This window comes from Streptomyces sp. NPDC050549 (genome assembly GCF_040655035.1).
Classification (GTDB): domain Bacteria; phylum Actinomycetota; class Actinomycetes; order Streptomycetales; family Streptomycetaceae; genus Streptomyces.
Window position 1 is genome coordinate 80,176 of sequence record NZ_JBFAJD010000018.1, and the last position, 25,070, is coordinate 105,245.

Annotated in this window: 20 protein-coding genes; 9 read left to right on the top strand and 11 right to left on the bottom strand. The window is 69.1% G+C overall.

Features of this window, described 5'->3' with window-relative positions; all coding sequences use genetic code 11:
* Window positions 1–26 precede the first annotated feature (26 nt).
* Genes AB0I51_RS25550 through AB0I51_RS25560 form a run of 3 tightly spaced genes read left to right on the top strand, consistent with a single transcriptional unit; the run spans window position 27 to window position 3,365 of the window.
* Window positions 27–1,193, top strand: a complete 1,167-nt coding sequence (locus AB0I51_RS25550; protein WP_362978823.1) for a pectinesterase family protein — start codon at window positions 27–29, stop codon at window positions 1,191–1,193.
* A gap of 2 nt (window positions 1,194–1,195) precedes the next feature.
* Window positions 1,196–2,230, top strand: coding sequence for a pectinesterase family protein (locus tag AB0I51_RS25555; protein WP_362979032.1), 1,035 nt, complete (start codon window positions 1,196–1,198; stop codon window positions 2,228–2,230).
* A 22-nt stretch (window positions 2,231–2,252) separates the two neighbouring features.
* Entirely contained in the window at window positions 2,253–3,365 is a 1,113-nt protein-coding gene (locus AB0I51_RS25560) for a chondroitinase-B domain-containing protein (protein WP_362978825.1), read from the top strand.
* An 80-nt stretch (window positions 3,366–3,445) separates the two neighbouring features.
* Here the strand turns inward: AB0I51_RS25560 and AB0I51_RS25565 are convergent, their stop codons facing one another.
* The 3 genes from AB0I51_RS25565 to AB0I51_RS25575 are packed head-to-tail and all read right to left on the bottom strand — an operon-like array spanning window position 3,446 to window position 8,930.
* Complete coding sequence (locus AB0I51_RS25565) at window positions 3,446–4,222, bottom strand: hypothetical protein (protein ID WP_362978827.1); 777 nt, start codon at window positions 4,220–4,222, stop codon at window positions 3,446–3,448.
* 9 nt (window positions 4,223–4,231) lie between these two features.
* Window positions 4,232–8,578 (bottom strand): DUF6531 domain-containing protein, encoded by a 4,347-nt coding sequence (locus AB0I51_RS25570; RefSeq protein ID WP_362978828.1) that lies wholly within the window; start codon window positions 8,576–8,578, stop codon window positions 4,232–4,234.
* Entirely contained in the window at window positions 8,568–8,930 is a 363-nt protein-coding gene (locus AB0I51_RS25575; protein WP_362978830.1) for a hypothetical protein, read from the bottom strand. Before AB0I51_RS25575 ends, AB0I51_RS25570 begins: the two co-directional genes overlap by 11 nt.
* Before the next feature lie 201 nt (window positions 8,931–9,131).
* On the opposite strand from AB0I51_RS25575, the gene AB0I51_RS25580 reads away from it, so the two are divergent.
* Window positions 9,132–9,923 (top strand): HAD family acid phosphatase, encoded by a 792-nt coding sequence (locus tag AB0I51_RS25580; protein WP_362978832.1) that lies wholly within the window; start codon window positions 9,132–9,134, stop codon window positions 9,921–9,923.
* On the opposite strand, the gene AB0I51_RS25585 is transcribed toward AB0I51_RS25580, so the two are convergent.
* Entirely contained in the window at window positions 9,916–12,126 is a 2,211-nt protein-coding gene (locus tag AB0I51_RS25585) for a family 43 glycosylhydrolase (RefSeq protein ID WP_362978834.1), read from the bottom strand. The genes AB0I51_RS25580 and AB0I51_RS25585 overlap by 8 nt on opposite strands.
* 237 nt (window positions 12,127–12,363) lie before the next feature.
* On the opposite strand from AB0I51_RS25585, the gene AB0I51_RS25590 reads away from it, so the two are divergent.
* Window positions 12,364–13,518 (top strand): right-handed parallel beta-helix repeat-containing protein, encoded by a 1,155-nt coding sequence (locus AB0I51_RS25590; protein ID WP_362978836.1) that lies wholly within the window; start codon window positions 12,364–12,366, stop codon window positions 13,516–13,518.
* A 12-nt stretch (window positions 13,519–13,530) separates the two neighbouring features.
* Here AB0I51_RS25590 and AB0I51_RS25595 read toward each other — a convergent pair whose 3' ends face one another.
* Window positions 13,531–13,917: a hypothetical protein gene (locus AB0I51_RS25595; RefSeq protein WP_362978838.1), complete on the bottom strand. Its 387-nt coding sequence runs from the start codon at window positions 13,915–13,917 to the stop codon at window positions 13,531–13,533.
* A 23-nt stretch (window positions 13,918–13,940) separates the two neighbouring features.
* Between AB0I51_RS25595 and AB0I51_RS25600 the strand changes: the two genes are divergently transcribed.
* Together AB0I51_RS25600 and AB0I51_RS25605 are read left to right on the top strand one after the other, a co-directional pair.
* The gene (locus tag AB0I51_RS25600; RefSeq protein WP_362978840.1) at window positions 13,941–14,879 is read left to right on the top strand and encodes a MerR family transcriptional regulator; all 939 of its coding nucleotides are present in this window, start codon (window positions 13,941–13,943) and stop codon (window positions 14,877–14,879) included.
* Window positions 14,880–14,950: 71 nt separating this feature from the next.
* Window positions 14,951–15,517, top strand: coding sequence for a GNAT family N-acetyltransferase (locus AB0I51_RS25605; protein ID WP_362978842.1), 567 nt, complete (start codon window positions 14,951–14,953; stop codon window positions 15,515–15,517).
* A gap of 76 nt (window positions 15,518–15,593) precedes the next feature.
* On the opposite strand, the gene AB0I51_RS25610 is transcribed toward AB0I51_RS25605, so the two are convergent.
* The 3 genes from AB0I51_RS25610 to AB0I51_RS25620 all read right to left on the bottom strand — a co-directional run bounded on the left by AB0I51_RS25610 (window position 15,594) and on the right by AB0I51_RS25620 (window position 18,800).
* Window positions 15,594–17,276: a rhamnogalacturonan lyase B N-terminal domain-containing protein gene (locus AB0I51_RS25610; RefSeq protein ID WP_362978844.1), complete on the bottom strand. Its 1,683-nt coding sequence runs from the start codon at window positions 17,274–17,276 to the stop codon at window positions 15,594–15,596.
* Between the two features lie 106 nt (window positions 17,277–17,382).
* A complete protein-coding gene (locus AB0I51_RS25615; RefSeq protein WP_362978846.1) occupies window positions 17,383–18,237 on the bottom strand; it encodes a hypothetical protein in 855 nt (284 codons plus the stop codon).
* Window positions 18,234–18,800 carry a SigE family RNA polymerase sigma factor gene (locus AB0I51_RS25620; protein WP_362978848.1) on the bottom strand — a complete coding sequence of 189 codons (567 nt, stop codon included), beginning with the start codon at window positions 18,798–18,800 and terminating at the stop codon, window positions 18,234–18,236. The genes AB0I51_RS25615 and AB0I51_RS25620 overlap by 4 nt, the downstream gene beginning before the upstream one ends.
* Window positions 18,801–19,065: 265 nt before the next feature.
* Between AB0I51_RS25620 and AB0I51_RS25625 the strand changes: the two genes are divergently transcribed.
* Window positions 19,066–20,517, top strand: coding sequence for an NCS2 family permease (locus tag AB0I51_RS25625; RefSeq protein WP_362978849.1), 1,452 nt, complete (start codon window positions 19,066–19,068; stop codon window positions 20,515–20,517).
* 34 nt (window positions 20,518–20,551) lie between these two features.
* On the opposite strand, the gene AB0I51_RS25630 is transcribed toward AB0I51_RS25625, so the two are convergent.
* The 3 genes from AB0I51_RS25630 to AB0I51_RS25640 all read right to left on the bottom strand — a co-directional run bounded on the left by AB0I51_RS25630 (window position 20,552) and on the right by AB0I51_RS25640 (window position 23,351).
* Window positions 20,552–22,012 carry a penicillin-binding transpeptidase domain-containing protein gene (locus AB0I51_RS25630; RefSeq protein ID WP_362978851.1) on the bottom strand — a complete coding sequence of 487 codons (1,461 nt, stop codon included), beginning with the start codon at window positions 22,010–22,012 and terminating at the stop codon, window positions 20,552–20,554.
* A 64-nt stretch (window positions 22,013–22,076) separates the two neighbouring features.
* A complete protein-coding gene (locus tag AB0I51_RS25635) occupies window positions 22,077–22,547 on the bottom strand; it encodes a GNAT family N-acetyltransferase (protein WP_362979034.1) in 471 nt (156 codons plus the stop codon).
* Between the two features lie 30 nt (window positions 22,548–22,577).
* Window positions 22,578–23,351: an IclR family transcriptional regulator gene (locus tag AB0I51_RS25640; RefSeq protein WP_019067473.1), complete on the bottom strand. Its 774-nt coding sequence runs from the start codon at window positions 23,349–23,351 to the stop codon at window positions 22,578–22,580.
* A gap of 140 nt (window positions 23,352–23,491) precedes the next feature.
* On the opposite strand from AB0I51_RS25640, the gene AB0I51_RS25645 reads away from it, so the two are divergent.
* Window positions 23,492–25,021: an aldehyde dehydrogenase (NADP(+)) gene (locus AB0I51_RS25645; RefSeq protein ID WP_362978854.1), complete on the top strand. Its 1,530-nt coding sequence runs from the start codon at window positions 23,492–23,494 to the stop codon at window positions 25,019–25,021.
* Window positions 25,022–25,070: the final 49 nt, after the last annotated feature.

The following is a 25,070-nucleotide window of genomic DNA, read 5'->3' on the forward strand; positions in this document are numbered from 1 at the left end:
GTCATCTCGTCATAAGGAGCACCCGCATGCCCTTGCACGAGCACCTCCAGCGCCCCTTGTCCAGACGGGGGTTCCTCGCGGCGGGCACCCTCGCCACCGCCGGTGCCCTGCTCGGCCCCGCCCAGGTCCCTGCCCGGGCCGCCACCCGGCCCCGCCCGTTCGGCCGCTACGGTTCACCGGCCGCCCGCCTCACCCCGCTCACCCTGTACGTCGACCCGTGCGGCCGGGGCGACTTCACGACCGTCCAGGCCGCCGTCACCGCCGCGACCGGCGCCGGGTACACCCTGGTCATCGCGCCCGGCGTCTACCGCGAGACGGTCACCGCCGGGGTCACCGACCCGGCGACCGGCCGACTCACCGATGCCGCAAGCGAGATGACCTGGCTCGGCGCCGGTGAGGACCCGCGTGCCGTCGTCATCGTGTACGACAACGCCAACGGCACGCAGAAGCCCGACGGTTCGGGCACCTACGGCACCTCCGGCTCGGCCACCACCCTCATCCGCACCGACGGCTTCACCGCACGCCGGATCACCTTCGCCAACGACTGGCTGCGCGCCGAGCACCCCGGCATCACCGGCACGCAGGCGGTCGCGATCAAGGTGCAGGGCGACCGCTCGGCGTTCTTCGACTGCCACTTCCTCGGACACCAGGACACCCTCTACGCCGACTCGCCGGCACTTGGTGTCTTCGCCCGGCAGTACTACGCGGGCTGCTACATCGAGGGAGACGTCGACTTCGTCTTCGGGCGGGCGACGGCCGTCTACGACCACTGCCACTTCCGGACCCTGAACCGCACCGACCTGGCGACGGCACCGTACGGCTTCGTCTTCGCGCCCTCCACGGCGGTCGCCAACCCGCGTGGATACCTGGTGACACACAGCCGCGTGAGCAGCGGGGCCCCGGACGGCTACTACAAGTTGGCCCGCCCCTGGGTGCCCGGCTCGGACACCACCGCCCGCCCGATGCTCACCGTGCGGGAGACGGCGCTCGGTGCGGGGATCGACGCGGTGGCGCCGTACACCAACATGTCGGACGCCTACCCCTGGCAGAGCCAGCGGTTCGCCGAGTACCGCAACACGGGCCCCGGTGCCGTGATCGCTGTCCCGGAGAACCGGCCCCAACTCACCGCAGAGCAGGCCGAGTCGGCGACGAGAGACGTCTACCTCGGCGACTGGAAACCGGGGTGGAGATGACCCTGCGCAGACGCACACTCCTGGCGGGGATCGCCGGGGGACTGGTAGCCGCCGGTGCGGAACCGGCTTTCGCCTTCGACCGTCGTCGTGTGCTGCACGTCCGGCCCGGGGAGTCGGTGCAGGCAGCCGTGGACGCGGTGGAGGGCAGCGGCTGGACGATCGTCGTGCACCCGGGGACGTATCGCGAAGTCGTCAACGTCCCCGCAGGGGCTGGTGAGTTGACCTTGCGAGGTGCCACCGGTGATCCGTGTGACGTCGTCATCGTCCACGACAACGCCAACGGGACGCAGAAGCCGGACGGTTCGGGGACGTACGGCACGGCGGGTTCCGCGACCTTCACCTCGGGGGCGCCGGGGCTGACCGTCCGCGATCTCACGCTCGCCAACGACTGGCTGCGCGCCGACCATCCGGAGATCACCGGCACCCAGGCGGTTGCGGCGTATGTGACGGGCGACCGTTCGCGGTTCTCGCACGTCCGGCTGCTGGCGCACCAGGACACGCTGTTCGTCGACACCTCGGCGCTGGACGCCTTCGACCGGCAGTACTTCTCCCACTGCTACATCGAGGGTGACGTCGACTTCGTCTTCGGGCGGGCCACCGCCGTCTTCGCGGACTGCCACTTCCACACCCTCCAACGGGACGTTGCCTTCACGCCCAAGGGCATGGTCTTCGCCCCCTCCACCGCCCGCGCCAACCCGCACGGCATCCTCGCGGTCCGCTCCCGGATCACCTCCGGCGCCGAGGACGCCGCGTACAAGCTGGCCCGCCCGTGGGTCCCGTCGTACGAGACGACGGCCTGGCCGTCCCTCGTCGTGCGGGACACCCGGATCGGGCCCGGCATCGACCCGGTCGCGCCCTACACGAACATGCGCGACGCCTACCCCTGGCAGTCGATGCGCTTCCACGAGTACCGCAACACGGGACCGGGCTCCGTGATCACCGTCCCGGAGAACCGGCCCCAACTCACCTCCACCGAGGCCCAGTTGCACACCCCCGCGACCTACCTCGGTGACTGGGAACCCGTCCGCTCGCTCTGATCGACGAAAGGACCCGCACGTCATGCGTCGTATCAGCACCTTCACCGCGCTCGCCGTGACCACGGCATCGCTCGGGCTCGCCGTGATCGCCACTCCGGCGCACGCCGCGACCGTTGTGGTCAGCAACTCCACCGACCTGTCCAACGCCATCAAGAACGCCACCGCCGGTACGGTCATCCAGGTCCGGGCCGGCACCTATTACCCGACGGCCACCCTCCAGTCGACGGCCAACGGGACCTCCTCCGCGCCGATCACGCTCACCGCGTACGGCTCGGAGACCGTCAAGATCGACGGGTCGTCGCTGCCGTCCGGCTCCTGGATCTTCAAGCTGACCGCCGACTACTGGAACGTCTCCAACCTGACCTTCCAGAACTCCCCGGACAGCGCGGTCGTCTGCCAGTCCTGCACCGGCACCAACTGGAACAACGTCAAGACCATCAACGGTGGCGACTCCGGCTTCACGCTCACCGGCGACGGCACGGTGAACAACACCGTGAAGAACCTGGACAGTTACGGCAACTACGACGCCGCCACGCACGGCCAGAACGCGGACGGGGTCGCCATCAAGTTCGGCTCCGGCACCGGCAACCTCGTCACCGGCGCCCGCCTGTACAACAACTCGGACGACGGCATCGACCTCTGGTCCTTCTCGTCGCCGGTCACCATCGAGCACAGCTGGTCCTTCGGCAACGGGGTCAACCGCTGGGGAGACTCCGCCTTCGAGGGCAACGGCAACGGCTACAAGCTGGGCGGCAACGGCGTCACCGTCGCCCACGTCATCAACAACTCGGCGGCCTGGGGCAACGCGGGCAACGGGTTCACCGAGAACTCCAACACCGGCGCCCTCGTCATCAACCGCACCACCGCGTACGCCAACAGCAAGTGGGGCTACTACTTCGCCACCAGCTCCGCCAAGCTCGGCAAGAACCTCGCGGTGAGCAACGGCAGCGGCTCGGTCACCAAGGGCTCCGCGGTCACCTCGGCCGGCAACAACTGGGACTCCGGCATCTCCACCCCGTCCTTCGTCTCCACGGACGCGTCGACGACGTACAACGCCCGTTCGTCCAGCGGCACGTTGCCGGCGACGACGTTCCTCACGACAGGGAGTACGACGATCGGGGCGACGATGAACTGACCCGGCGCGTGGGCCCGGCCGAGGTGTGGTGACACCGAGGCCGGGCCCGGTCGCCGGGACGAACTTCCTGTGCCGACGCTCTACTCGAACCAGTTCTCGCGGAATTCGGCCACCCGATCCCGCAGGACCGAGCCCCTGGGATCGCCGGTCAGCGGTTCGAGCCCGGCCAGCAGCGCGTCGAGCTCCCCGAGCAGCTCCGGGTCACCGTCCTGCATACGGTCGATCCCGGGCTCCACGAACAGGCCGAAGAAGACGCGCAGCGCCTGGACCAGCTCCGCCGACGGTTCGTGCTCGGCGGGTGTCTCACCCGGGCGGGCGAGATGAGCGGCCGGGTGCGCGAGCATCCAGCCCGCGTAACTCCCGTCGGCGAAGACCAGGTCCAGATCACGGGCGACGCGGAGCCGGAGCAGTTCCCGGGGGGCGGTGGACGCGTCGTCGTAGGCGCACAGCAGAAGATCACCGCTGGGGCTGGTCCAGCGCAGACCGGCGGGCGGTGCGTCGAAGTTCTCGGGCACGAGGGAGCGCAGGCCTCCCTCGACGGGTGGTGCGTCGAGCCACGTCACAGGGGCCCGGGACGCGGCGAACGCCTCGTCGGGGACGTGCAGGGTGACCCCCTTCAACTCCTCGTCGGCCTTGCCGAACCGGAACTCGTCGTTGGCGGACGACAGCCAGTCGACGCTGCCGAAGGTCTCCGACAGCAGCGACTCGTGGCTGCGCTGATCCGTGTGGGGGGAGACCGACACGATCCCGCCCAGCGGCGTGAAGCGCGGCCGGTAGGGGAGGGGTGCCCCCGAAACGGCGACCGGATGGCGGTCGGTCAGCAGGAGGTCGGTCCGGGCGGCCGGCGTGGATCCCATGGGTATTCCTTAGCGCAGCGGTGTCGCGGGAGGCAGTGTGCCTCCCTTCGGGGTCGGGATTTTCCCTTCGACGATCATCTCCTTGGTGACGGCCGGTCCGGGGTCGTCCGGCGAGCCGCCCCAGGCGGCGGCCCCGCTGTCGTTCTTGGGACCCGAGGGCCCATAGCTCGTGATCACGTTTCCGCCGCCTCCGCCCTTGCTCTCCGTCACGACGATGTCCTCGCCCTGATGGAAGATGAGCCGCTCGGCGCCACCCTGCGAAATGTAGACGCCGTCCGGGTTGGAGAGGATTTCCAGCTCCCGTTCGGCCGAGAGGTGGCCGTGGTAGCCGGTCGCCGTGCTCCGCCGCCCTCCGGTGGCTCGTTGGAGGACCTTGTCGATGACCTTGTTCACCTTGGTGCAGTCGTACAGCCCCAGCGGGTCCATGCCGCACAGCGGGTGACTCACGTAGGCGACGGGATTGGGTGCTGCCGCCATGCCCAGCGGATCCGGGCTGATGTACTGGGCCGTCTCCGGATCGTAGTAGCGGAAGAAGTTGTAGTGCAGTCCGGTTTCGGTATCGGCGTACTGGCCGGGGAAACGCAGCGGGCAGTCCTCGGCGGACGCGTCGGCGGCGGACGGGAAGGGCGTGCCCCACAGCGTCGTGCGGCGTTGCCACACCACCTGGCCCTCCGGCGTGACCAGCTCGGTCGGTGTGCCCACGCCGTCCGTGACGACCGCCCGGTAGCGGGTGTCGCGGTCGCCGGTGGTGGACTCCGCCAGCTTCGCGAGGAAGGAGCCGCCGGGCACACGGGGCCGCGGTCGGTGATCGGTCTGGGTCAGCGGCCGGTGCGATCCGGGCGCGTAGTCCCAGGTGGTGACCCCGCCGTCCGGGCCGGTCCGCTCGGCCAGGCGGGTGTCGTCCCACGAGAACTCCGTGCGGTCGGCGACGGAACCGTCCCCGGCCAGGCGGTGCTTGGAGATGCGGCGGCCGAGCGGATCGTAGGCGTACCGCCAGCGCTCGCCGTCCGGGGTGACCGCCTCGGTCAGCCGGTCCTCGGCGTTCCACGCGTAGGTCCAGGTGCGCTTTCGGCCGTCCAGGAGCCGGTGCGTCCTGCGGACGAGCCGTCCCTGACCGTCGTGCTCGTACGTGGTGCGGCCCGCGCGGCGCAGGAGCATGCCGTCGAACTCGCGCTCCTGTGACGCCTCGTGCCCCGGTGCGTCGGCCCGGACCACGTTGCCCGTCGCGTCGTAGGCGTAGGTCTCGGTCCAGCCGTGGGCCCGGACGCCGGTGACACGGCCCGTACCGTCGAGGTCGAATCGGCGTGTCCCGGACGTGAGTTCGCGGATCTCGGTGAGGCAGCCGTCGGCCCGGTAGGCGTAGTCGCGGTGCTGAAGGAGACGGTCCGCGGCCGACGTCAGGGACTGCGCGGTCAGCCTTCCGACCGGACTCCAGGTCTGGGTGAGCACCGTGTCCGGACCGATCCGCCGCTCCGTCTCACGGCCCGCCGCGTCGTAGTGGAACGTCAAGGAGCCCGCGGGTGAGCTCAGTTCGGCGGGGCGTCCCACCGGATCGAAGGCCCATTCGGACACGAGACCGGACGGAGTCACCCGGCGGGTGCGGTGTCCGAGCGCGTCGTACGCGAACCTGGTGGTCCGCCCGGCCGTCGTCTCCGACAGGACACGGCCCCGGAGGTCCCGCTCGAGTACGACCTCGGCGTCCGCGTTGGCCGCCCGCGACATCCTGCCGTCGGGACCGTACGCGATCGTCGACACGTCACCGGTGTCCGACCGCTGTTCCACCACCCGCCCTCGCGCGTCCCGTACGAGGAACAGCGACTCCCCGGCCCCGTTGGTTCGGCTGCTCAGCCGTCCCGCCGCGTCGTGCGCGTACGTCAGCGTCCGCCCGTTGAAGTCGGTCTCCGCGGTCAGCCGCCCGGAGTCGTCGTACGTGTACGACCAGGTCCGCCCCTGCGGGCCGGTGACGCCCGTCAGCCGCAGTTCGGTGTCGTACGCGAACTCGTAGCGCGCCCCGTCCGGTTCGACCCGCGTGGCCGGCATGTCGAAGTGGGTCGAGGAGCACTGCGTGACGTTGCCCGCGGCGTCCGTGTGGACGAGCAGGTTGCCCTCCGCGTCCCACGTCCACGACTCCCGTGCCCCGTCCGGCAGTTCGCGCCAGGACGGCTTGCCTTCGGAGGTCCACCCCATGCGGGTGGTGTGGCCCAGCGGGTCGGTCACCACGGTGATCCGGCCGAAGGAGTCGCGGTGGAGCGTCGTCGTGCAGCCCGACTCGTCCGTCAGGGACACCGGCAGACCGGCCGCGTCGTAGGCCACCGTGCGGGTGTGGCCGAGCGCGTTCGTGATCGCCGTCGGCCGGCCCGAGGCGTCGTACCCGTAGCGGGTCTCGGCACCGGTCGGGTCGGCCGTCGTCAGCAGGTTGCCCCGCTCGTCGTACGTGTGCCGCCATACGGCCCCGCCCGGCTCCACGACCTCCGTCGGCAGGCCGAGCGCGCTGTAGGCCGCCCGTGCCGACGACCCGTCGGGCAGCGTGAGTTCGGTGAGGTTGCCGGCGTCGTCGTACTCGTACCGGGTCGTGTGCCCCAGCGGGTCCGTGACCGTGACGGGCCGGGAACCGTACGCGTCCCACCGGGTGCGGGTGACATTGCCGAGCGGGTCGGTCTCCTCCTCGACCTGGCCCTCCGCGGTGTGCCGGTGCGTGGAGACGCGACCCTGCGAGTCCGTGTACGTCGTCGTGCGGGTGGTGTCGTCGTACGTCAGGGTGCCGGACAGGACGCCGTCCACGCCCTCGGTGCGGACGACCCGGCCGCGCTCGTCGTAGACGTAGGCGAACCAAGTGCCGTTGCGGTCGGTCCACTTGGTGACCCGGTCCTGCTCGTCGTACGCGAACCGCATCGGTTCGCCGCTGGAGTTGACGACCTCCGTCAGACGGCCGGCACCGTCATAGCCGTAGCGCATGACGACCGTGCCCTCGCCCACCGGGCCCTCGGGGCCGTAGCGGGACGGCGGTTCGTCGAGCAGGCGCAGGGCGGTGATGCGGGGGCCGGTCGTGTCGACGGCGACGTAGTAGCCGCCGGAGTGGCGGAGGCCGAACGGCACGCCTTCGTCGTCGCGTTCGACGTCGATGCGGTTGCCGTTGCGGTCGCTCCAGGAATCCAGCGCCAGGTGGAAGACGCCGAAGGTCGGGGAGGGGACGGGGGCGGCGAAGGTGCGGACGACTCCGGTCGCCGGGTCGGTGACGGTCATCGCGCTGTCCGGCTTGCCGTCCCATTCCAGGGGCCAGCGCAAGCCCTTCACCGGCATCGTCGGGACACCCGGTTCGGGCACCGGGTAGACCAGGCGCATGCCGTCCGCCGCCGCGAACACCACGCCCTCACCGTCGATCTGGAGGCACTCGTCGAGAGTGGAGATCCAGGTCGGGCCGAAGCGGACACCGCCGCGGTAGGAGGAGAGGTGGGTGCGGGTGAACTCCAGGGGGAGCGCGGCCGGCAGTGCCAGGTCCGTCTGCGTCATCAGCATCGCGCCGGTCGCCACGTCGATCGGCTCGCCGACGCAGGGTGTGCGTTCCGCGTTGCGGGCGGCCGGGCCGAGTTCGACCAGGTCGGGGCGGAGCGAGGGCGGTCGTAGCAACAGTGGTGTGGTGTCGCTGAACGCGCCCTCGATGCCCGCCTTGACGACCCCGCCGCCCGCGCCCAGCGCGCCGCCGAAGATCATGCCGTCCTTGGCGGCCTGGTTGACCTCGTCGAGGCTGAAGCCCTGCTGCAGGCCCGTCGCCATCTTCAGCGGCTGGGCCACGGCCAGGTCGACGGTGACCGACTCGATCCCGCCGAACGCGGCGGCGACCAGTGTGCCCCCGGCGATCTCGGCGATCGTCGTGGAGACCGCGACCCCCAGCCCGGCACCGAACTCGATGACCAGGTCGGCCGCCGCGACCGCCGCGCCGGAGGCCAGGCCCGCGGTGAAGAACGCCAGCGCCACCCCGCCCGCGATCACGGCCGCGTCGATGCCGATCTGCGTCCAGAGCTTGTTGATGGCGTCGTCGATCGCGTCGGCGAACTTGTCGAGCGCGGTGGCCATGTCACGCCCGGAGTCGGCCAGGTCCTTCAGCCAGCCGCTGTCCTTGCCCTTGGCGCTCTGCGCGTAGCGGCCCCAGAACTTGTCGAACGCCTCGATCGACTCACCGGTGTTGTTGTGGATGATCGACGACGCGCTCTGCTGGACCGGGCCCCGCAGATCGTCGACGGCTGTCGCGAAGGTGCGCCAGGCCGTCGCCGCCGACCGCAGCTTCCCCGAGTCGGCCTCCGGCCACCACATGCCCAGATCCAGCAGGATTTTCCGGGCCTCGTCCTCAACGCTCACCGGCACCGTCCGACTTGGTGACCTTCACTTCGGTGAACATCCCGGCGATCAACTCGTCGTTGTCCACATGACCGTCCGCCATGTCCACCATGGCCTCGTGAATGCTCGTCAGCCCGAGCACCAGCGTGCCCGCCGCGCTCTCGATCTTCTTCTGCAACGGCTTGTAGGAGTCCCCGAACTCCTTGCCCTGCTTGTCGTTTCCCCAGGGTTCACCCAAACCGTCGAGGGATTTCACGAGCGCGGTCAGCGCCTTGCCCAGATCAACTGCCGCCGTCTGGAAGTCCGGTGCCGCCCTCTTCAGATCGGCCGTCTTGATGTCGAGGACCTTGGCCGGGTCCTTTCCGTCGCCCATCGCGCATTCCCCCGTTCGCAGTCGCGTCCACGACCCTAGGAGAAGTCGGCCAAGAGAAGGTCAAGTGCGTCCCATGCGCGGGCAATTCCCCGGCCTGTGTGTTGTGTATCGATCGGATAAAGGTCCTCGCGCACCAGGGCGTGATGCGCGTAGACAGTCTCCGACCTGGTGCATCACCCATCAACCAGATCCGGAGATCCCATGCGGAAGTCCCTCAGAGCGGCCGCCGTCGGCGCCGCCTGTGTCGTCGCCGGTGCCGCCCTGTACGGCACGGGCGTCGCCACCGCCGGCCAGTCGACGGCCAACTCGACCCACGAGCCCTACAACATCGGGCTGTTGACGAAGGACATCGACACCTACTACGGCACCACGCTCGACAGCAACGGCGTGTACCAGGCCTCGGCGACCAGCCCCTACGCCAAGGACCTGGCGCGCATCGACGCGTCCGCCAAGAAGTACATCGACGAGGCCGTCCACAAGCACCACAAGGGTGCCAAGCCGGCGGTCGTCTTCGACATCGACGACACGCTGCTGCTCAGCCTGGATTACGAGAAGAAGAACAACTACGGCTACAGCTCGGCCACTTGGGCCGCGTACGTCGCCCAGGCCAACCGCCCGGAGGTCTTCGGCACCCCCGAGCTGGTCAAGTACGCCGCGTCCAAGGGCGTCACGGTCTTCTACAACTCGGGTCTGAAGGAGTCGCAGCGCACCTACGCGGTCGACAACCTGAAGAAGGTCGGCGCCGACGTCAACCTCGACGCCGACCACATGTTCCTGAAGGACGCGGACAACCCGCCGTCCTACCTGAGCGCTTGCGCCACGCCGGGCACCTGGACCTGCACCACCGTGCAGTACAAGTCCGGCACCCGGAAGCACATCGAGGACCTCGGGTACGACATCATCGCCAACTTCGGCGACCAGTACTCGGACCTCGACGGAGGCTACGCCGACAAGACGTACAAGATCCCGAACCCGACGTACTTCGTCAGCTGATCCGTACCGGACCGACTGACCCGAGGGTGGGCACCACCGGCTGAATCGTTCCGTCCGCCGCGAACCGCAGGCGGTCGATCGTGGTCTCCCGGTGGGTGCCGTCCCCACCAGGCTTTCCTGGCCCGTTCAGGGCGAACCGGTGGTAGACGATGTACCAGTCGTCGGTCCCCGGGACGTTCACCACGGAGTGGTGGCCGGTGCCCAGGATCCCGTACTCGGGGTTCTTCGACAGGATCGTGCCCCGCTTGGTCCACGGACCGAGCGGGGACGGTCCCGTCGCGTACGCCACGTGGTAGTTCTCGCTGCGGGTGTCGTCCTCGGACCACATGAAGTAGTACGTGCCCTTGCGCTTCACCACGAAGGACCCCTCACGGAAGTCGCCCGTCGTGATGTCCTTCACCTTCGTCGCGTCGTACGAGGTCATGTCGGCGTTCAGCGGCACGACGTACGCGTGCCCGTTGCCCCAGTAGAGATACGACTGCCCGTCGTCGTCCGAGAAGACGGCCGGGTCGATCATCTGGCCACTCAGCGAACCCCCCTTCGCCACAAGGGGTTTGCCGAGCGCGTCCTTGAACGGGCCGGCAGGCGAGTCCGCCACCGCGACCCCGATCTGCTGCTCAGCGCAGAAGTAGAAGTAGTACTTCCCGTCGCGCTCCGCGATCGCCGGCGCCCACGCGTTCTTGTCGGCCCAGGAGACGTCGGGGCCCAGGTCGAAGACGACTCCATGGTCCTGCCAGTGGACCAAGTCCCTTGAGGAGTACGCCTTGAAGCTCGTCCCGCCCCAGTTCGCGTAGCCGTCGCTCGTCGGGTAGATCCAGTACTGGCCGTCGAGATAGTGCACGTCCGGGTCTGCGGTCAGCCCCGGCAGCACGGGACTTCGGGTCGGCACCGCATCCACCGTCCAGGTGCGGCTTCTCCCGTCCGCCGCCGTCACCGTGTACGTCTGCGGCTTGCGGAAGTCCCGTCGCGTACCGGACGGCGGACTCACCGTGGCACCCTGGCCGATCGCCAGCGACGGCGCCAAGTGCCGTAGATCCGCGGCGGGTTGCATGGGCAGCACGACCTTCGACGAGGCCTCCGTGACGATCGCGTACCCCTTCTGCCCGTGCGCCGTCGCGTCCACGACCGATGCCGGGGTCGCCGGATACGCGGCCAGCAGCCGGTCGTACTCGGCCTGCGTCACCGGAAGTACCGTGCCGTGCCGGGGACTTGCCGGCAGCTGGTAGTCCGTGGACGGGGTCCACCGGCCGGAGTCGAGGTCGGTGGTCTCGAAGGGGACGTAGCCGCGCAGCCCGTACTCGTCGACGAACAGGTACCACTTCTTCTCGGTGTTGGACTTGAACACCGTCGGCCCTTCGCCCCGCTCGATCGCACCGCTGCCGATGCACTCGGAGACGAAGTCGTACGACGTGGAGGTCAGTGAGGTCGACTTCTCGCCGGTGATGAACTTCGAGCAGGGGGAGCTGGAGGACGGGTCGCGCTCGTCCTTGGTGTAGCGGTAGTAAGTGTCCTTGTACTTCACGACGGTCGAGTCGATGACCGAGTAGCCGGGGTCGTCCCAGACCTTCGGATCGCTGAAGGTGCGGAAGTCCCTCGTCGTCGCGTACATCATGCGGTTGTACGTCGAGCCGGTGTGGTCGGGGTCGTCGTCGGCGTACAGCTTCGACGCCCAGAAGACGACGTACTCACCGAGCGAGTCGTCCCAATAGGCCTCCGGCGCCCAGGTGTTGCCCGCGTTGTCCGGGGCCACCTTCACCAGCCGCTGGTCGGTCCAGTGGACCAGGTCGGTCGACTCCCAGATCATCACGGACTTGCTGCCGTGCCGCTGGACGTAGTCCCAACTGCCGCTGCTGTTCCGGTACATCCGCAGGTCGGTGGCGATGAGGTAGAACTTGTCGCCCTTGGGGGAGCGGATCACGAACGGATCGCGCAGCCCCTTCTCGCCGATCGTCGACGTCAGGACCGGCTTGCCCTGGTTCAACTCCCGCCAGTGCAACGGGTCGTTGCCGCGGCTGAGGGCGTAGCGGATCTGCTCGCCGTCGGCGGTGCCCTCGCCGGTGAAGTAGGCGAAGAGATAGCCGGCGTACTTGGGGTGGGTCACGGGCGGTGCTCCTGAGTGCGCGGTACTGGGCGGGGCGGCGAGCAGGCTGAGAAGGAGGGCCAGGAGGGGGAGCAGGAGGGTGCGGGCGGTGCGGGGACGCATGGCACATCCTGTGGGGGTGTGGGGGATTCTGTTGAATGGTTGTGCCTTCGGAGTGTCACCAGCGGGGTGCGGTGCGTCAATCGGTGCGGGTGGGGCCGGGCGGATCGAAAGTTTCGGTCCTCTTCCCGTGGACCGGGGCAACCTTTCCGGTCACGGCGGCGACCAGGAACCAGAAACGGGCCGGGGCGGCCCCTTCGGCCCGTTTCGTCCTCGTCATCCAGGAAAGGAACCAACGCCGTGCGTACGAGCACCGGACGCCACCGCAGGACCCGCACCCTCTCGATCGCCGCCGCGGTGGCCCTCGCCGCAGGGGCGGGCGGCGTCTACCTCGGCCTCAACAGCGGTGGCGCGCAAGCCTCTTCGTCGACGGTCACCGTATCCACCACCGCCCAGCTGGAGTCGGCCGTCGCCAACGCCACGGCGGGGACGGTCATCCAGGTCAGGGCGGGCACCTACACCCCGGCCGCGACCCTCAAGTCCACGGCGAACGGCACCCGTTCGGCCCGGATCACGCTGAAGGCCTACGGCACGGAGAAGGTGAAGATCGACGGCTCCAAGCTGCCCGCGGGCCAGTGGCTGGCCGGTATCTACGGCGACTACTGGACGGTCCAGAACCTGATCTTCCAGAACTCCCCGGCCCAGGGCTTCGTAGCCACCTCGTCGGTCGGCGGCATCTTCAAGAACCTGGTCACGGCGAACAACGGTGACTCGGGTTTCACCCTGCGCGGCGACGGCACGACGAACAACCTCGTGCAGAACCTGGACAGTTACGGCAACTACGACGCCGCCGGGCACGGCCAGAACGCCGACGGCATCGCCATCAAGTTCGGCTCCGGCACCGGGAACAAGGTCACCGGCGCCCGCCTCTACAACAACTCCGACGACGGCCTAGACCTGTGGCAGTTCTCCTCGCCGGTCACCATCGAGCACTCCTGGGCCTTCGGCAACGGCAAGAACCGCTGGAACGACTCCGCCTTCGAGGGCAACGGCAACGGCTTCAAGCTCGGCGGCGGAGGCGTCGCGGTCGCCCACGTCGTCAACGACAACGCGGCCTGGGACAACAGCCTCAACGGCTTCACCGAGAACTCCAACACCGGCGCGATCGTCCTCAACCGCAACACCGCGTACTCCAACACGGCGGCGGGCTTCTTCTTCGCCACGAGCAAGTCCCGCCTCGCCCGCAACCTCGCCGTCGCCAACAAGGGCGGCCTGGACAAGCTCGGTTCGGCCACGGTCTCCGCGGCCAACAACTGGGACAGCGGCGTCACGACCCCGTCCTTCAAGTCCATGGACGCGACGACGGCGTACGGGGCGCGTTCGGCGAGCGGCACGCTGCCGGCGACGACGTTCCTGACGACGGGGTCTACGGCGATCGGCGCGACGATGGACTGAGGCGCCCCTGACTCAGGCTCCGGTCGATGCGAGTCGACCGGAGCGTGAGCGATCTGGTGGCCAGAGGTGGTGGACGTCGTGGACGTCGGGGCCGGAGACGGCGGCTTCGGCGAACAGCCGCCGATAGAAGGGGCCGAGGCCGTCGGGGACGGTGACGGACCGGAACACCTCCTCCGCCGGCAGAAGACGACGGTGGGTCATCTCGAACCGTGGGTCCCACGGAGCCAGACGCACCTCTGCTCGCCACATCGACCGGACCAGCACCAGCCCTTCCTCCGGGCCGCGCACGCAGACGCCCCGGCTCAACCCGAGGAGTCGGCAGCGTTCCACAGCGCCGTCCGCGCGCACACCCATCAGGATCAGTACCGCCCCCACCCCGTTCACTTGAGTCTCCAGCAAGGGGAGACGCAAAGGTGGGCGGCATGGACGGCGACACCCTCTACTCGATCGGCGACCTGGCTCGGCGGAGCGGGCTCACGGTCAAGACCATCCGGTTCTACTCCGATCGCGGGATCGTGGCGCCGGCGGACCGTACCCCGGCCGGCTACCGCCTGTACGGCATCGACGCCGTCGCACGCCTGGACCTCGTAAGGACCCTGCGGGAGTTGGGACTTGACCTCTCGACGATCCGGAAGGTCGTGGACCGGGAGCTCTCGCTGCCCGAGGTCGCCGCGGCGCACGCCGAAGCACTGGCCGTGCAGATTCGCGTCCTGCGTCTGCGGCATGCGGTGCTGGCGGCGGTGGCCGAGCGCGGGTCGACACCTGAGGAGACGGAACTCATGCACCGGCTGGCCCAACTCTCCGAGGACGAACGCCGACGTCTCGTCGGCGAGTTTCTCGACGCAGTCTTCGGCGGCCTTGACGCCGCCACCCCCGCTTTCGCCGGGGTCATGCGCTCGATGACCCCCGAGTTGCCCGACAACCCGGATGCGGAACAGGTTCAGGCGTGGGTGGAGTTGGCCGAACTGTCCCTGGATCCTGAATTCCGCGCCTCCGTGCGGCAGTTGGCCGAGGAGCAGGCCGCCGAGCAGGTTCGGAGTGAGGCGGCGGGCCCGCGCCGCGATATTGCCGCAGCTGTGTGTGACCAGGTCGGGCCTGTCCTCGCCGCCGGTGTCGAACCGGCCTCGCCTCAGGCCGATCCGGTCGTCGCGGCCTTCACGGCGAACTACGCGCACCTCGTCGACCGCCCCGACGACGTCGAGCTCCGCCGCCGGCTGGCGGCTCGGCTGGAGCGCGTGAACGACCCCCGCAGGGAGCGGTATCTCCAACTGCTCGCGGTGGTCAACGGTTGGCCCGCCCCGGAGAGTCTGGCTCCGGTGCTCGACTGGTCCGTGCAGGCTCTGCGCGTCCGGACACCGTGACGACTGGGCAGATGCGAGACACCGGGTGCGAGTGGCGGCAGGGTGAAATCGGCGTCGCACATAATCAGTTCATGACTGCTCCCGTCGTACTTCACGTGGCCGCGACGCCGACCGCACCCGCTCTCGTTCTTCGGCCCTGGCGCCTCGCGGACGTTCCCGCGCTGGTCGAGGCGGGCCGGGATCCCGTCTTGCGCCAGTGGATAACTTCCATCGTCGACAACGAGGTTGACGGGGCGCGGTGGGTGCGGGAGCAGGAGCGGGGTTGGGCAGCGTGGGAGCGGTTCGCGTTCGCCGTTCTTGAGGCCCAATCCGGTTCAGATCAGGAGCAGTTGGTGGGCAACATGGTTCTCAAGGAGGTCACCCCCGGCAAGTCGGCCGCCGAAGTGGGCTATTGGACCGCCGCACATGCTCGCGGGCGGGGAGTAGCACCCCGCGCGCTCGACGCAGTCAGCGACTGGGCCTTCGACACCTTGGCCGCCGACGGGCTGGAGCGGCTCGAACTTCTGCACCAGGTGGACAACTTGGCCTCGTGCCGGGTCGCGGAGAAGGGTCGGTACGAGTTCGACAGCGTTCTGCCCGCGGTGCCGCCTGCCTTTCCCCGTGACGGCCACCTGCACATACGGCGCATGAACGTCTGAGACCTCCCGCTCCGGATGGACAACGCCCCCGCCGGTCGTCACCGGCGGGGGCGTTGCTCTGCTGACCGAGGGGGGCTCAGGTCAGCAGGTCGATGCAGTCGAACGACGCACCCGGGCTGAGGAAGGCCGAGCCGGTCGAACCACTGACCACGTTGATCTTCAGGACGTTGTACTTCGTCGCGTCCGAACTCCACGCACTGGAAGGGACGTTGAAAACGAACGTGTGGTTGTTTCCGCGGTAGGAACCCGTGGTGAGATCGCGCGTCGAGGGCTGCGTGGGAGGCGTGGGGATGGCGGAGACCCAGTCGTTCACGGTGACTTGGGGGCGGGCGTTGATGTACGCCGTCGTTACCCCGACCCGCAGTGTGTGAGCTGCCGCCGCCTGCGCCCCGGTCAGTTTGAAGTAGACCAGGATGCCGTCGTTGACGTCCTTCCAGATGTATGCCGGGAAGGACTCGGCCTCGCTTCCGCTCCCGATCGTGACGTTCCCCGTCCACTTCGCCGCCCGGGCGTCGGAGGGATGCGCGTACGTCATCAGCCCGGCGTTCTTGAACTCCCCCGGTGTGCCGTCCCAGTTGCCCAGGCGCCACACCGCCGCCGCGGTGGACGGGTCACCCGTGATGCTCAGGGTGTGCAGCGACGTCGTACCGCCCGCCGTCACCGCCACCGACCCTGTGTGCACCGCGAGTTCGCCCTTGAAGACGGTCAGCGTGTACGTCCCGGGCAGCATCCCCTTGCAGGAGAAGGCGCCGGTGCCGGCCGCGGCCTTCGCCCAGTACTGCGCCTCGGCGTTGGAAAAGCCCACGGTGTACGGGTACTTGGCGTCCATACCCTTCAGCCCGACCCCCGCCACCTTCCCGCGCCCCGCCTTGCCCACCCAGCCCGTGATGCCCAGCGAGTCCACCCACGACGTGTCGAGGTTCGCTGCGAAGAGGGAGGACGAAGGTGTGCCGCCGTCCGTGAAGGCCACCACGAACGGGCCCTGCAGACCGAAGCGTTCGGGCTCCGTCTGGGCCTCGTTGTAGTGCAGGATCTCGTACAGGCCCGCGCCGCCCTCGTTCGAGTGGCGCAGCAGGGAGCGGTAGAAGGGGCCGCCGGACGCCTTCTCGTGGTTGGAGCGGACCAGGTACAGGCCGACCGAGCCGGTGGTGAGGCCGACGTGGTCGTAGTCGATGGTCCGCTTGCCCGAGTAGTGCTTGGAGCGGGTCGTGCCGTCGGGGTGCTTCCAGACGTCACCCGCCTCGATGATCGTGTCCGTGGTCGAATCCCACGCGTCCGAACCGGAGTTGGGGAACACTCCCGGCTTCAGCCGCACGATGTAGCGGGTCGCGGTGAAGGAGGCGTCGGCCTTGTTCGTCCACAGGTAGACGTTGTTCTCGCCACTGCGGGCCGCGTACCACTGGGTGATCGGCCCGTGCACGACCTTCACCAGGATCGTCGACCCCGACTGCTTGATGGTGACCGCGGAGGCACCGAGCCCGGACTCGACGTGCGAGTGCTTGCCGCCGTAGCCCTCGTACTCCTTGCCCTTGTAGGCGAGGGACGTGAGGTCACCCGTCGACTTGGAGACCTTGAACACGAGCGAAGCGCCCGTGGTGATCACATAGTTGGAGCCGTCGTCGGTGTATCCGAAGGCGGCGGCGGAGGCGGACGGGAGGAGACCGGTGCCGCCCGCGACGGCCGCGCCGGTGGCGGCGACGCCGATCGCGGAGGCCCCGAGCACCCGCCTGCGGGTGAGGTGCTTCTTGTGCGTGCTCAAGCGACTTGCTCCGTGTGACTCCGTGCGAGAGGAACCTTGCGCTTCCTGGTCGCCACCGGAGGAGAAAGGGTTGCCGCCCGTCCGGGATTTCTTCTGCGACCGGCGGCTACGACTTCTGCGCCGCGAAGTCGCCCTTCACGGACAGCTGCCGGCCGCCCGCCGTGCCCGCCGCCGAGTAGCTGTCGTCCTTGGCGTCCCGGCCGCCGCGCTCATGGTTGTACTGCCCGGCGAAGACCCACTCGCCGACCGCGACCGTACGGCCCTGCTTGAGCACCCAGGTGTAGACCAGGAACCCGTCCTGCTCGGCCACCGTCAGCGTGAAGTCGTCCGCGGGCAGTGAGCGCCAGGCGCCCGTCGAGGTGACTCCGCCGGTCTGCTTGACCTTCAACTGGACGGTGAGTGAGGTGAGTTTCCTGGTCGTCTTCAGGGTGACGTCGCTCTGCGCCCAGAAGTCGTTGCTGCCCGGGTCGATCGAGCCGTCCGACCACAGCGGGCCGTCCTGGGTACCGGAGGCCGGCGGCAGCACGGGCGTGGACGGCGAGGCGGGCGCGGACGTCGTCGGGGAGGTGCTGGCCCTGGACGAGCTGTGCGAGCTGCCGGAACCCGAACTCGGCTTCGGGGCAACCGGTTTGACTGGCGTACGGCTCGTCGCGTCCGGGGACGGCGTGGGTGTCGGGGTCGGCGAGACGGACACCGTCTGCTCGGCGGGGGAGTTGCCCTTCACCGCGGCCGCCACCGCGTAGCCGCCGATCGCGAGGACGCTCGCGACCGCCGCCGTCGCGCTGACGACCCGCACCCAGCCGAACACGGGCGGCCGGGTGGCCCGGTGGTCGGGACGCGACTGTGCGGCCATGCCGCGTTCGAGCCGCGCCAGGATGCGCGCCCGGTCGGGCTCGTGGGCCTCGGCCGCCTCGTGCAGCCGGGCGCTCAGCTCGTCGTCGTGGACGTCCTGGTGCCTCATCGGTTCCTCCCTCCGGTCTCGCCGCCGCGCGCCATCGCCGCGTGCATTCGCAGCGGGGGGCTCTGGGGGCCGAGCAGACGCTGCAACTCGGCCATGCCCTTCGACGTCTGGCTCTTAACCGTACCGACGGAAACACCGAGGGCGAGCGCGGTGTCCTTCTCCGACAGGTCGAAGGCGTGCCGCAGCACCACACAGGCCCGCTTGCGGAACGGCAGTCTGCGCAGGGCTTCTTGGACGTCGACCACGCCGGCCACGTCCGGGTTCTCGGTCTTCTCCTCGCGCTGCGACCAGAACAGGGCGACCCGTCGCCGCTCGCGCACCGCGCTGCGGATCCGGGTGCGGGCCAGGTTGGCGACGACGCCACGGGCGTAGGCCGCGGGATGGTCGGCGGCGCGCACCCGGTCCCAGCGGTGCCAGAGCGCGAGCAGCGCGTCGGCCGCGAGATCGTCGGCGGCGTCCGCCTCGCCCGTCAACAGGTGGGCGAGGCGTGACAGTTCGGCGTAGTGGCGTTCGAAGAAGGCGTGGAACTCCACGGAGGCGGCGTCGTCGACGACTGTGCCCACGGCGGACCTCTCCTCGCTGCGTGGTTGTGTGTGTCATGTAGATGACATGTGATCATCCGGGGATGACCCCGACGAGATCCGGAAGCGTAGCAGTGATCAACTGGCCGGATTGGTACAGGCCTTCGAACGGCGTCTGACAGGTCGACCACGGACTGGCGCGTCGACCCTGATTCCGTAACACGGGGAAAACCTGAAACAGGTTCAACGCGGGAACAATCCAGCCAGCATCCGCGCACCGATCACTGAGGCAACGAGGAGTACCCGCATGTCAGAGTCACAGAAGGTGGCTGACCGGCCAAGTGCCGAACCACCGGCGGCGAACAGCGTCGACCGGTACTTCAAGATCTCCGAACGGGGGTCCACCTTCGGCCGTGAGATACGCGGCGGCTTCGCCACGTTCTTCACGATGGCCTACATCCTCGTTCTGAACCCGATCATCCTGGGCAGCGCCAAGGACAAGTTCGGGCACTCGCTCGACACCGGCCAACTGGTCACCGCCACCGCCCTGGTGGCCTGCGTGATGACGGTCGTCATGGGCGTCGGCGGCAACCTGCCCCTCGCCATTGCCGCGGGCCTCGGCCTCAACGCCGTCGTCGCCTTCCAGCTCGCGCCGCTGATGAGCTGGCCGGACGCGATGGGCCTGGTCGTCATCGAGGGCGTCCTGATCTGCGTCCTGGTCCTCACCGGACTGCGCGAGGCGATCATGAACGCGATCCCGCAACAGCTCAAGCAGGCCATCGGTGTCGGCATCGGCCTGTTCATCGCGTTCATCGGCTTCGTCGACGCGGGCTTCGTCAGTCGTATACCGGACGCCGCGCAGACCACGGTCCCCGTACAGCTCGGCGCCGTCGGCCGGCTGACCGGCTGGCCCGTCCTGGTCTTCTGTCTCGGCGTACTGCTGACCATCGCGCTGGTCGCCCGCAAGGTGAAGGGCGCGATCCTGATCAGCATCGTCACGATGACCGTCGTCGCGATCATCATCAACTCCGCCGCCGACATCAAGAGTTGGGGCCTGATGACCCCCAAGGTGCCGGACAAGATCGTGGCCCCGCCCGACTTCGGGCTCATCGGTCACTTCAGTCTGTTCGGAGCCTTCGGCGAGACCAGCGCGATCACCGTGATCCTGCTGATCTTCACCCTGATCCTGTCGGACTTCTTCGACGCCATGGGCACGATCGTGGGTATCAGTGCGGAGGCCGGTCTCCTGGACGACGACGGACAGGTGCCGAACATCGGTCGCGTCCTGTTCATCGACGGCGCCGCGGCCGTAGCCGGCGGCATCGGGTCCGCTTCCTCCAACACCGCCTACATCGAGTCGGCTTCGGGGGTCGGTGAGGGGTCGCGCACCGGGTTCTCGAACCTGGTCACCGGCGGTCTTTTCGGGCTCGCGCTGTTCCTCACCCCGCTGCTGACGATCGTCCCGCTGCAGGCCGCCGCGCCCGCGCTGATCGCCGTCGGGTTCCTGATGATGACCCACGTCAAGCACATCGACTGGGACAAGTACGAGATCGCCATCCCGGCGTTCCTCACCATCGCCGTGATGCCGTTCACGTACTCGATCACCGACGGCATCGGCGCCGGGTTCATCTCCTATGTCGTGATCAAGGCGGTGCTGGGCAAGGCGAAGGAGGTCAACTGGCTGCTGTGGGGTGTGTCCGCGCTGTTCCTGGTGTACTTCGCGATTGACCCGGTGGAGCAGATCCTGGGCGTCAAGTGAACGACGGCCCCGGCCACCCGGCCGGGGCCGCTCGCTAACTCTTCAGTGCCGCCTTCATCATCGCCTTGGCCACCGGGGCCGCCAGGCCGTTGCCGCTGATCTCGGACCTCGCCGCGTCCGACTGCTCGACCACCACCGCCACCGCGACCTCCTTGCCGGTCGAGTCGGACTTGCCGTAGGACGTGAACCAGGCGTACGGGGACTGGTCGTTGTTCTCGCCGTGCTGGGCAGTGCCCGTCTTGCCGCCCACGGTCACGCCCGCGATCCGGGCGTTCGTACCGGTGCCGTCGGTGACGACCGTCTGCATCGCCGACTGGAGCTGCTGGGCGGTGTGCGAGCTGACGATCTCCTTCGTCGTCGTGCTGTCGTCGTAGTTGTGGACCACATCGCCGCCGCTGTCGGTGGTCTCCGACACCATGTGCGGAGAGACCAGCTTGCCGTCGTTGGCTATGGCGGCCGACACCATGGCCATCTGGAGCGGGGTGGCGGTCACGTCGTACTGGCCGATGCCGGTCAGGGCCGTGGACGACTGGTTCATGTTCGACGGGTAGACGCTGGGGTACGCCCGCACCGGGATGTCCAGCTTGTCGTCGTTGAAGCCGAACTTCTCGGCCATCGCCTTGACCTTGTCCTGCCCCAGGTCGACGGCCATCTTGGCGAACACGGTGTTGCACGAGTACTGGAGCGCGACCCGGATCGAGGCGTTGGTGCAGGGCGCGGAGGAACTCTCGTTCTTCAGTGGGGTGACCGTGCCCGGCAGGGTGTACGGCGAGGGGCTGGTCGTCTTCTCGTCCACCGAGGAGTAGAGCCCGTCCTCCAGGGCGGCTGCCGCCACGACCAGCTTGAACGTGGAGCCCGGCGGCAGCGGCTGGCGCAGCGCGCGATTGGTCAGCGGCTTGTCGGGGTCGGCGTTGAGCTGCTTCCAGGCAGCGGCGGCGGTGTTCGCGTCGGTCAGCGACGAGGGGTCGTAGGACGGCGTCGAGACGACCGCGAGGATCTTGCCGGTCGTCGGATCGATCGCGACCGCGGCACCCTTCTTGTCGCCCAGCGCTTCGTACGCGGCCTTCTGCACATCCGGGTCGATGGTCGTGACCACGTTGCCCGGGGCCGCCCGCTCCCCGGTGACCGTGTCCATGACGGTCTTCAGGCCGCTGTCCGTGCCGTCGAGGAGGTTCGCGTAGATCCCCTCCAGCTGCGTCGGCGCGTAGCTCTGCGAGGCGTAGCCCGTCACCGCCGCGTACAGCTTGCCGTCCGTGTAGGTGCGTTTGTACGCGAGGTCGCTGCTGTCCCCTGTCCGCGCCGAGCCGGTGATCGCGTTCCCGGCCACGATGATGTTTCCGAGCGGGTCCGCGTACGTCGCGATCGCGTTGCGCCGGTTGTCCTTGTCGTCCGCGAGTGCCTGGCCGTCGTAGAACTGCACCCAGGTCGCCCTCACCAGGAGGGCGAGCACCAGGAACAGCGCGAAGACGGAGGCGCGCCTGATCGTCTTGTTCATCCCGCATGGAGGACGAGCGGGCGGAACGGAGTCGTTCCCTTACGCGGCTTTTCTCATCGAGTGCTCATGAACCCAGCGTCAGCACCAGCTCGTCGATCTCCGCGCCGCGCGCGTTCGCGAACCCCCGGGCGTGGGCGACGACCACGAACCCGCATTTCTCCAGCACGCGCCGGGACGCCGGGTTGTCGGCCGCCACGCGCGCGTAGAGCGGGCGTTCGGGCACCTCGGCCAGCAGGTCGCGCAGCGCGGCCGTCGCGATGCCCTTGCCCCAGTAGGCGCGGTCGATCCAGTACGTCACCTCGCGCTCGCCCGGCTCTCCGTAGAGCGCGGCACTGCCCACCACGTCACCGTCGACGAGTACCGTGCGCACCACGTCCGACGAGGCCCGGACGCGCTTCCAGTGGGCGTCGAAGGCGTCCCGGTCGGCCGGGTCCTTGGGTGCGAAGGCGGCCATCCGGAGCGACTCGGGGTCGTTCATCTGCCGGAAGAAGACCGGCAGGTCGCTGTCGTGGACCGGGCGGAGAGCGACCTCCATGGGTACCTCCATCATGCGGAGCTCCATGCGTCAGAGCCTCCGGGTGGCGAGGGTGAGCCGGTCGCGGGCGTCGAACAGGGCGTCCTTCACCATCTGCTCGTGCGCGGGCGTCAGCCGCGCCACCGGCACCGAGCAGCTGATCGCGTCGCGGGCCGGGGTGCGGTAGGGGATCGCGACGCCGAAGCAGCGCAGGCCCAGCGTGTTCTCCTCGCGGTCCACGGCGAAGCCCTGCTCCCGAACCTGGTGCAGTTCCTCGATGAGCTTCTCGCGGTCGGTGATCGTGTGCTCGGTGAGCGCGGGCAGTGTCTCCGGGAGCATCTTGCGGACCTGCTCGTCCGAGTAGGTGCTCAGCAGCGCCTTGCCCAGCGAGGTCGAGTGCGCCGGGAGGCGGCGGCCGACGCGGGTGAAGGGCCGCAGATAGTGCTGGGACTGGCGGGTGGCCAGATAGACCACGTTCGTGCCGTCGAGGCGGGCGAGGTGGATGGTCTCCGTGGTGTCGTCGGAGAGCCGGTCCAGGGTGGGGCGGGCCGCCGCGACCACCTCGTCGCCGTCGATGTACGACGTGCCGACCAGCAGCGCCCGTACGCCGATGCCGTAGCGCGTGCCCGTGGCGTCCGTCTCCACCCAGCCCAGCTCCACCAGTGTGCGCAGCAGCATGTAGAGGCTGGACTTGGGGTAACCGACGGCCTCCTGGACCGCCGCGAGGGAGTGCATACCGGGCCGGCCCGCGAAGTATTCGAGCAGCTCCACCGTCCGCACCGCGGACTTGACCTGTGCCCCGCCGCCTGTCTCGCCTGCCGACATCGCCCTTGACCCCTTCGTTCGACGAGAACCTTGAGTTATCGTCTCCACGAGCATATTCATCATCAGAGACAGCGTTCAGCATATCGAACGAGCCTGGTGAATGACCCAGAACTGCGGCATTACATGTGGAGGGACCCGCGGTGGCAGCAGCACCAGTCTGGAGTGTCGACCCCCGAACCGGGAAGCAGCGGGAACAGGTTGCGGTGGAGGCCACAGCCCAGGAGGTGGACGCCGCCGTCCGCGCCGCCCACGCCGCCCGGGGTTCCCTCGCCGACCGCACGGTCCGCGCGGCCTTCCTGCGCGGCGCGGCCGACCAGCTCGAAGCGGCCAAGAACCAGCTGGTCGAGGTCGCCGACGCGGAGACCGCGCTCGGCCCGGTCCGGCTCAACGGCGAACTCGCCCGCACCTGCTACCAGTTGCGCGCCTTCGCGGACATCGTCGACGAGGGCGCCTTCCTCGACGTCGTCATCAACCACCCCGACGACACGGCCACCCCGCCGATCCCGGACCTGCGCCGCTACAAGGTGCCGCTGGGCGTCGTCGCCGTCTACTCGGCCTCCAACTTCCCCTTCGCCTTCTCCGTCCCCGGCGGCGACACCGCGAGCGCGCTGGCCGCCGGCTGCCCGGTCGTCGTCAAGGCCCACCCCGACCACCCCGGCCTGTCCGAGCTGGTCGCCAAGGTGCTGCGCCGGGCCGCCGCCGAGCAGGGCATCCCGGACGGCGTCCTCGGCCTGGTGCACGGCTTCGAGGCGGGCGTCGAACTGGTCAAGCACCCGCTGGTCTCGGCGGCCGGCTTCACCGGTTCCGTACGCGGCGGCCGCGCCCTCTTCGACGCGGCCGCGTCCCGTCCCGTCCCGATCCCCTTCCACGGCGAACTGGGCTCCCTCAACCCGGTCGTGATCACCGAGGCGGCGGCGGCCGAGCGGGCCGAGGCGATCGGCACGGGCCTCGCCGGGTCGATGACCCTCGGCGTCGGCCAGTTCTGTGTGAAGCCCGGTCTGGTCCTGGTGCCGTCCGGCTCCGCCGGGGACGGGCTGGTCAAGTCCCTCACCGACGCCGTCAGCGACACGGACGCCGGGGTACTGCTGGACCACCGGATGCGGGACAACTTCCTCGCGGGGGTCACCGAGCGGGCCGGGCTCCCCGATGTGGACTCGCCGGTGACGCCCGGCGCGGGCAGCGAGCACACCGTGAGCCCGGGGTTCCTGACGGTACCGGCGCAGAAGCTCGCCTCCGAAGGGGCGTACGACCTGCTGCTCGAAGAGTGCTTCGGGCCGGTCACCGTGGTGGCCCGCTACGACGACGACGCGCAGGCGAATGCCGTGCTGTCACGGCTGCCGGGGAACCTTACGGCGACGGTTCATCTGTCGGCGCAGGAAGCGGCCGGGGAGGGACGCGGGGCCGAGATCCTGGCCGAACTCACGCCGCTCGCCGGGCGGGTGTTGGTGAACGCGTGGCCCACGGGGGTCGCCGTCGCGCCGGCCCAGCATCACGGAGGGCCGTACCCGGCGACCACGTCCACGTCGACTTCCGTCGGCGGTACGGCTATTGAGCGGTGGCTGCGGCCGGTCGCTTACCAGAACACCCCTGAGGCGTTGCTGCCGTTGGAGCTGCGGGACGACAATCCCCTTGGGCTGCCGCGGCGTTATGACGGGCGTTTGGAGCGGTAGCGCCGTTGGGGGTGCGGTTGATTGCGGAGTGCCGGTCCGTTGTGGCTGG

Bases quoted from the DNA above. Each gene is read 5' to 3' on its own strand.
- AB0I51_RS25550 (WP_362978823.1), top strand. From the start codon at position 27: ATGCCCTTGCACGAGCACCTCCAGCGCCCCTTGTCCAGACGGGGGTTC.
- AB0I51_RS25560 (WP_362978825.1), top strand. From the start codon at position 2,253: ATGCGTCGTATCAGCACCTTCACCGCGCTCGCCGTGACCACGGCATCG.
- AB0I51_RS25565 (WP_362978827.1), bottom strand. From the start codon at position 4,222: ATGGGATCCACGCCGGCCGCCCGGACCGACCTCCTGCTGACCGACCGC.
- AB0I51_RS25575 (WP_362978830.1), bottom strand. From the start codon at position 8,930: ATGGGCGACGGAAAGGACCCGGCCAAGGTCCTCGACATCAAGACGGCC.
- AB0I51_RS25580 (WP_362978832.1), top strand. From the start codon at position 9,132: ATGCGGAAGTCCCTCAGAGCGGCCGCCGTCGGCGCCGCCTGTGTCGTC.
- AB0I51_RS25585 (WP_362978834.1), bottom strand. From the start codon at position 12,126: ATGCGTCCCCGCACCGCCCGCACCCTCCTGCTCCCCCTCCTGGCCCTC.
- AB0I51_RS25600 (WP_362978840.1), top strand. From the start codon at position 13,941: ATGGACGGCGACACCCTCTACTCGATCGGCGACCTGGCTCGGCGGAGC.
- AB0I51_RS25605 (WP_362978842.1), top strand. From the start codon at position 14,951: ATGACTGCTCCCGTCGTACTTCACGTGGCCGCGACGCCGACCGCACCC.
- AB0I51_RS25615 (WP_362978846.1), bottom strand. From the start codon at position 18,237: ATGAGGCACCAGGACGTCCACGACGACGAGCTGAGCGCCCGGCTGCAC.
- AB0I51_RS25625 (WP_362978849.1), top strand. From the start codon at position 19,066: ATGTCAGAGTCACAGAAGGTGGCTGACCGGCCAAGTGCCGAACCACCG.
- AB0I51_RS25630 (WP_362978851.1), bottom strand. From the start codon at position 22,012: ATGAACAAGACGATCAGGCGCGCCTCCGTCTTCGCGCTGTTCCTGGTG.
- AB0I51_RS25635 (WP_362979034.1), bottom strand. From the start codon at position 22,547: ATGGAGGTCGCTCTCCGCCCGGTCCACGACAGCGACCTGCCGGTCTTC.
- AB0I51_RS25640 (WP_019067473.1), bottom strand. From the start codon at position 23,351: ATGTCGGCAGGCGAGACAGGCGGCGGGGCACAGGTCAAGTCCGCGGTG.